This is a genomic window from uncultured Campylobacter sp., assembly GCF_938045225.1.
GTDB lineage: Bacteria > Campylobacterota > Campylobacteria > Campylobacterales > Campylobacteraceae > Campylobacter_A.
Map to the genome: position 1 here is coordinate 1 of NZ_CALINL010000163.1, position 6,353 is coordinate 6,353.

The 6,353-nt window shown below is 47.2% G+C and carries 4 protein-coding genes and 1 pseudogene; all 5 read right to left on the bottom strand.

Annotated features, from left to right (window positions below; genetic code table 11):
* Positions 1–280: 280 nt before the first annotated feature.
* Complete coding sequence (gene crcB, locus Q0200_RS06130; protein WP_297939064.1) at positions 281–628, bottom strand: fluoride efflux transporter CrcB; 348 nt, start codon at positions 626–628, stop codon at positions 281–283.
* Complete coding sequence (locus Q0200_RS06135) at positions 628–1,467, bottom strand: biotin synthase (protein WP_297939067.1); 840 nt, start codon at positions 1,465–1,467, stop codon at positions 628–630. The genes crcB and Q0200_RS06135 overlap by 1 nt, the downstream gene beginning before the upstream one ends.
* A gap of 309 nt (positions 1,468–1,776) precedes the next feature.
* Entirely contained in the window at positions 1,777–3,885 is a 2,109-nt protein-coding gene (gene topA, locus Q0200_RS06140; protein ID WP_297939070.1) for a type I DNA topoisomerase, read from the bottom strand.
* Between the two features lie 319 nt (positions 3,886–4,204).
* The gene (locus Q0200_RS06145; RefSeq protein ID WP_009496918.1) at positions 4,205–5,707 is read right to left on the bottom strand and encodes a flagellin B; all 1,503 of its coding nucleotides are present in this window, start codon (positions 5,705–5,707) and stop codon (positions 4,205–4,207) included.
* A 341-nt stretch (positions 5,708–6,048) separates the two neighbouring features.
* A pseudogene (locus Q0200_RS06150) lies at positions 6,049–6,353 on the bottom strand (hypothetical protein); the annotation flags it as partial.

Here is a 6,353-nt window from a genome sequence, read left to right on the forward strand (position 1 = left end):
CAAATTTAGGCCTGCACGCAGTGCAGCAACTTCTAACGTGCAGTGGGGCTGGAGAGGGTTTGGGAGAGGGTCTGCCTTCGGCAGTTGCGAGTGCGTAGCACGACGCAAAGGAAGGCGACGCTCTACTTCGCTTCGCTCGTAGCTGCAAGCAGACCGTAAGTAGAAACCCCTTCCGCCACCCAAGAAAAAGAAAAACTAAAAAATTTGGAGAATCTTAAATTTAACCAAACCAAATTTAGTATCTTAAAAGTGCGGGTCTCGGTGCGTAAAATTTAGATTTTCAGCGAATAACGGTGCCTAGATAACAAAACCCGAGGCAAACGAAAACGCTAAAAAACACGTTTAAAAATGCGGCTAAATTTTGCCCCGAGCTAAATAGGCGTATCGTCTCATAGCTAAACGTTGAAAACGTCGTAAAACCGCCGAGTGCGCCGACGACTAGAAATAGCCTTAAATTTTCGCTCAAATTTAACGAGAGTAGTATGCCGATCAAAAAGCTACCGAGAGCATTGACGCAAAGAGTAGCAAGCGGAAAATTAGGACAAAATTTAGCGACCGCGCCGCCCAAAACAGCTCTACAAACCGACCCCAAAAATCCGCCGCACCCGATTAAGAGTAAATTTTGCATCAGTGACAAAGCGTCGCGAAGTTAAATCCGCGCGCCTTAAACTCGGCGATATCGCGGCTGGCGACCTCGCCCTTGGTCGTGAGGTAATCGCCGATGACGACGGCGGAGACGCCGTGATCAAAGATTTCGTATTGGCGTTCGCCTAAAATTTTCTCGCGACCGCCTGCGATCATAACGCGAGCGTTAGGTAGTGCGCGGACAGTGTCGTCGATGATTTTTAGCGCCTCGTCCGCTGTCATAGGCGGCCGTTTGACGCGTAGCGCATCGTTTGGGATAAAGAAATTTATCGGGCTAGAAAACGGATCAAGCTTTGCAAGGCTAGCTTGCAGGCTCGCGCGGTCGGCCTCGCTCTCGCCAAGCCCGTAAATGCCGCCGGTGCAGAGCATTAGCCCCGCTTCTTTGGCGTCGATGTTGGTCTGCCAGCGCTCGTCCCAGCTATGCGTCGAGCAAATTTGCGGGAAAAACTCGCGCGAGGTCTCGAGGTTGTGGTTGTAGCTAAACACGCCCGCGCTTTTTAGCTCTTTTAGCTGCGGTAGCGTCGCCATGCCGTTGCAAGCGATCAGCATGAGGCTTGGGACTTCTTTGTTTACGGCGCGCGCGAGGCGGGCGATCTCCTCGGTCTTTTTGTCCGTGAGTCTTGCGCCGCTGGTGACTAGGCAAAAGCCCAGCGCATGGTTGGCCGCCGCGATCTTAGCCTCGGCGACGACTTGCTCGACGCTTTTCATTTTGTATTTTTCGATGCTGGCATTTATGCCCGCACTTTGCGTACAGTAGCCGCAGTCCTCGGAGCAGTTGCCAGAACTCACCGAACAAATGGCACACAACATAATAGTTTTCATTAGATTATTCCTTTTTTAGCGGCTTGTCTTTTGAGTGCTTTTTGCGGAGCTTGCTAAAATTTAGCTCGGCGGACTACTTGTCCAGCCTACGCTAAATTTTACCTGCGCAACCCCAAAAATCATCTCAAAATACTTTGCCTTATCTTTTTTATGTTTAAATTTAAAATTTCTGAGTTGCAATCTATAAGGCGACGTATTTTTGTGTTTAGACGAGGCGGAAATGAGCCGAGCGAGGGCGCATACAAGTAGTATGTAACCGAGCTTCGGCGAAATTTCTAACGAAGTATAAACCAAAAAGAAAAGCCGCCGTTATTGCTCCGCGATTTGCACCTTTTTCTTGCACTTCGTGCACTCGTGAAACGTCCCCTTTTTGAGCTCTTTTTTGATCATATCGCCGCCGCATTCGTCGCATTTTTCGGCGACTGGCTCATAGTTTGAGACGAAGTCGCATTTTGGATAGTTTGCGCAGCCGTAAAATTTACCCCTGCGGCTGATGCGCTCGACGATGTCGCCGCCGCATTTTGGACATGGCACGTCGATCTTTTTGAGTTCTTTCTTCGGTTTTGCCGCAGCTTCGCCTTCTTGCGCACCTTGTTCTGCCTTGGCGATATTGCGCGAGTATTTGCATTTAGGGAAATTTCCGCACGCGATAAACTCGCCGTAGCGCCCTTTTCGCAGTAGCAGTTCGCCACCGCACTCGGGGCATTTTTCGCCGATCGGAGTGGCGACCTTTTGGCTTTTTATGCCCGTTTTGCCGGCTGAGATTTTATCCATAAACGGATGATAAAAATCGCTCAAAAGCTTTTGCCAGTCGGCCTTGTCTTCGGCGACATGGTCGAGCTTTTCTTCCATATTTGAGGTAAATTCGCTATCTACGATGTCGCTAAAATGCTCCTCCAAAACGCCCATCATCGTAAAGGCGATCTCGTTTGGCACGAGCTGCTTTTTCTCGACTTTGACGTAGTCGCGAGAGGTCAGTAGCGAGATAGTCGGCGCGTAGGTGCTAGGACGTCCGATGCCCAGGCTTTCTAGCTTTTTAACGAGCCCGGCCTCCGAGTAGCGAGACGGCGGTTCGGTGAAGTGCTGCGAGCTTTTGATGCTTTGCAGGCTCATCTCGTCGCCGATTTTTAAGTCGGGCAAAATTTTATCCTTATCCATATCGCCGTAAACGCGGTAAAATCCGTCAAACAGCACCTTGCGGCCGCTTATTTTAAACTCGCCTTTTGCTCCCGCGACGAATACGTTTTGCGTCTGGCTAATGCTAGCGCTCATCTGGCAGGCTAAAAAGCGGTTGTAGATGAGCGTGTAGAGGCGTAGCGCGTCTTTTTCGAGATACTGCGCGGCGATAGCGGGCGTGAAGCTAAGATTTGTCGGGCGGATCGCCTCGTGGGCTTCTTGCGCGCCTTTGCTTTTGGTAGCATAAAATTTGGCCTTGGCCGGCAGGTAGCGTTCGCCATACTCTTTATCGATCATCTCGCGCGCGGCTGCGACGGCTTCTTTGGCGAGATTTAGGCTGTCCGTTCTCATGTAGGTTATCGCGCCCATGAAGCCCTGATGCGTCTGCACGCCCTCGTATAAATTTTGCGCGATCATCATCGTTTTTTTCGGGCTAAAGCCTAGGCGGTTTGAGGCACTTTGTTGCAGCGTCGAGGTCATAAAAGGCGGCGCGGGCTCTGTTTTGCGCTCTTTGGCCTCGATCTCGCGGACGCTAAATTTATCGCTTTTTAGATTTTCCACGATAAATTTGGCTCTATCGCCGTTTGTTATAGTTAGCTTTTCTATCTTTTGCGCTTCAAATTTAACTAGCTCGGCGTCAAGGTCTTTTTTGAAAACCGCGTCGATGCTGTGGTATTCGATCGGTTTAAAGTCGCGAATCTCGCGCTCGCGGTCTACGATGATTTTTAGAGCCGCGCTTTGTACGCGTCCCGCGCTTAGTCCTTTTTGGATTTTTAAATTTAATAGCGGCGAGAGCTTGTAGCCAACGATTCGGTCTAACAGGCGGCGGGCTTGCTGTGCGTTTACGCTATCCATATTTATCGTGCGCGGGTTTTTTAAAGCGGATTCGATGGCGCTTTTGGTTATCTCGTGAAACACGATACGAGGCAGGCTTTCGGGCTTTTTGCCGATGGCTGAGGCGATGTGATAGGCGATGGCTTCTCCTTCGCGGTCCTCATCGGTTGCGAGGTAGATTTGGTCGGCGTTTTTGGCGAGCTCTTTGATCTCTTTTACTATTGCGGAGTGATCGGCGCTTATTTTGTATTCGGGAGTAAATTTTTCGCCCTCGATCTTGATACCGAATGCCGTCTTTGGCAGATCCCTGATATGGCCTTTTGATGCGATGACATCGTAGTCGCTTCCGAGGAAATTTTTTATCGTTTTGGCTTTCGCGGGGGACTCCACGATGATTAAGCTTTTCATTAATATAGCCTTTTTAATTTTTTGCGGTAATTGTAGCAAAAAATTTAAACTAATGGCATTAATTTATCGTTTGAATTTAAATTTGACTTGGAAAAGTGGGATAAAATTTGGAGCAAAAAGTCGAGCGGGTAAAACTCGACTTTAAAATTCACTTCTAAAGATATAGACGCCGAATTTAGCGTCTATAATAACTATTATTTTTGGAGATGTCTTAACTATTGGTGTTTGGATTTTTGAAATTTAAGACCGCCGAAGCGGCCTTAAAGCGTCTTTCGTCTAAGCGGAGTAAGATCCGCTTAGCGTGTAGAAATGCTATTAACTACTGAAGTAGTCTCAAGACATTTTGCTGAACAGAGTTAGCTTGGCTCATAGCATAACTTCCTGACTGAGCAAGGATGTTAAACTTAGAGAAGTTTGCTGACTCGGCAGCGAAATCAACGTCTCTGATTTGAGATTCAGCTGATTTTACGTTTACTTGAGTAACTGTGATGTTGTTTACGGTTGCGACAAGCTGATTTTGAACAGAACCTAGGTCTGAGCGGATCTGGTCAAGAGTTTTTTGAGCTGACTCAGCGATATTCATAACAGCCATCGCACCGCGTAGAGTCATAACGCCTGCTGATTGAGCAGAAGTCATTACGCCTTTACTCATTCTTTGGAAGCCCATAGCAGCGGCTAGATCCGGATCTAGTTGACCCTTGATATCTCTTAGAGCCACTGACTGCTGGTTACCGCCCTGGCTGTTAGCTGTTTTGCTAAACGCTACGGAGAATTTGCCGCCAGCATTTGTTGACTTAACCTTGATATCGCGACCATCTAGGCGAACTAGGTTTAGGCGTCCTACGAACATAGATGTTCCTCTTTTTCCGCCTAGACCGGCACTTACTTTGTCGCCTGAGATTTTTATAGCTCTACCGTCGCGGCTAGTTAGTACCATTCTACCTTCGGTGTTTACAGATGCTTCTACGCCCGTTTGGTCTTTAACTTTGTTGATAGCATTTACCAAAGCGCCGTTTTTATCGCCTTCTTTTACCTCTAGGTCGCCGATTTTTACGCCGTTGATGACAAGGCTTAGGATCTGACCGCCGCTGATAGCTTTACTAGATACCCATGTAGTATCAAAGGTAGCTCTAACGCCGGTTTTATCGGATAGCTTGTTGATATTTTCAGCTAGAGCGCCTACGCCTTTACCTAGACCGGTTGAGATTGTAGCCGCAGCTACTTTTACGTTGTTTATACCGTCTACGTTTAGGAAAGTAAGGCTAACTACGCCTGCAAATGTCAATAGCTTAGAGCTCTCAAATCTTGTTAGACCGATCTTATCTGACGTAGTAGCGCCGATAGATGCTTTAACTGTTTGGTTTGAGTAAGCGCCGATTTGGAACTCTTTGTTAGAGAATGTTCCGTTTAGTAGCTGCTGACCGTTGAAAGACGTCGTATTGCCGATATTGTCTAGCTCTTCCATTAGGCGAACGATGTCGGCTTGTAGCGCTTGACGAGAATCGCTTGTTTGACCGTCTTGAGCTGATTGAGTAGCTTTTACTTTGATAGTATCAAGGATTTTTAGCTGCTCGTCCATAGCCTTATCCGCTACTTGGATGATACCGATAGCGTCGTTACCGTTTGCGATAGCTTGACCAAGCGCGCTAGCTTGAGAGCGAAGGCTATCAGCGATAGCAAGACCGGAAGCGTCATCTGCTGCAGTTTGGATTCTCAAACCTGAGCTAAGTTTACCCAAAGAAAGAGAAAGGTTGCGGTTGTTACCGACTGCGTTTGCGTGTGTGTTTAGAGCGTTGATGTTCGTGTTAATACGAAAACTCATTGTAAATCCTTTTAAAGTTTAATTACGACTTCTTGTCGTTCAAAAACTATATCGGACGAAATCAAAAAAACTTTAGGGGTAGAGGTAAAATTTTTTTATTTTTTTCAAATTTGATTGAGAAGGACGAATTTTAGGGCTTTACGGCTGGTGCAAATTTGATTATTTTAAATTTGATGCGGCGAAATTTAGATTTTTGCCGTCAAATTTACGTGCGGCGGATTAAATTTGAGCGCAAATTTGGTCCATCGTTAAATTTGAGTCGTTCGGCAAAATTTGAAAGAGGGAGAAATTTGAGAGTTTAAAAAGGATAAACCCCGAAAAGTCGGGGTTTATCGCGGAGATTAGAGGGTTAGCTGTAGGTTTGTACCCGCATCGGCAAGCGTAGCATTGGCTAGGTCTACTATACCGGTTAGTTTTACTACATAGTCGTTAGCGGTTAGGCCGGCGTTAGATACTGTGCCGCCGGAAACAGTAGTGTCCGATCTTACTAGATAGGTGTCCGTCGCATTGCTATCAGGATCGGTGTAGGTAAAGTAAGCTAGTTTGTTGCTTGCAGCCGTTGCGACGTCTAGGGCTCTAGATAGGTTGTTTGCAAAGTCTAGAGAGCCTGAAGCCTCGTATTTTACGATGCTAGTCGGCGGAGTTG

Coding starts and splice junctions, on each gene's coding strand:
- crcB (WP_297939064.1), bottom strand. CDS start 628: ATGCAAAATTTACTCTTAATCGGGTGCGGCGGATTTTTGGGGTCGGTT.
- Q0200_RS06135 (WP_297939067.1), bottom strand. CDS start 1,467: ATGAAAACTATTATGTTGTGTGCCATTTGTTCGGTGAGTTCTGGCAAC.
- topA (WP_297939070.1), bottom strand. CDS start 3,885: ATGAAAAGCTTAATCATCGTGGAGTCCCCCGCGAAAGCCAAAACGATA.
- Q0200_RS06145 (WP_009496918.1), bottom strand. CDS start 5,707: ATGAGTTTTCGTATTAACACGAACATCAACGCTCTAAACACACACGCA.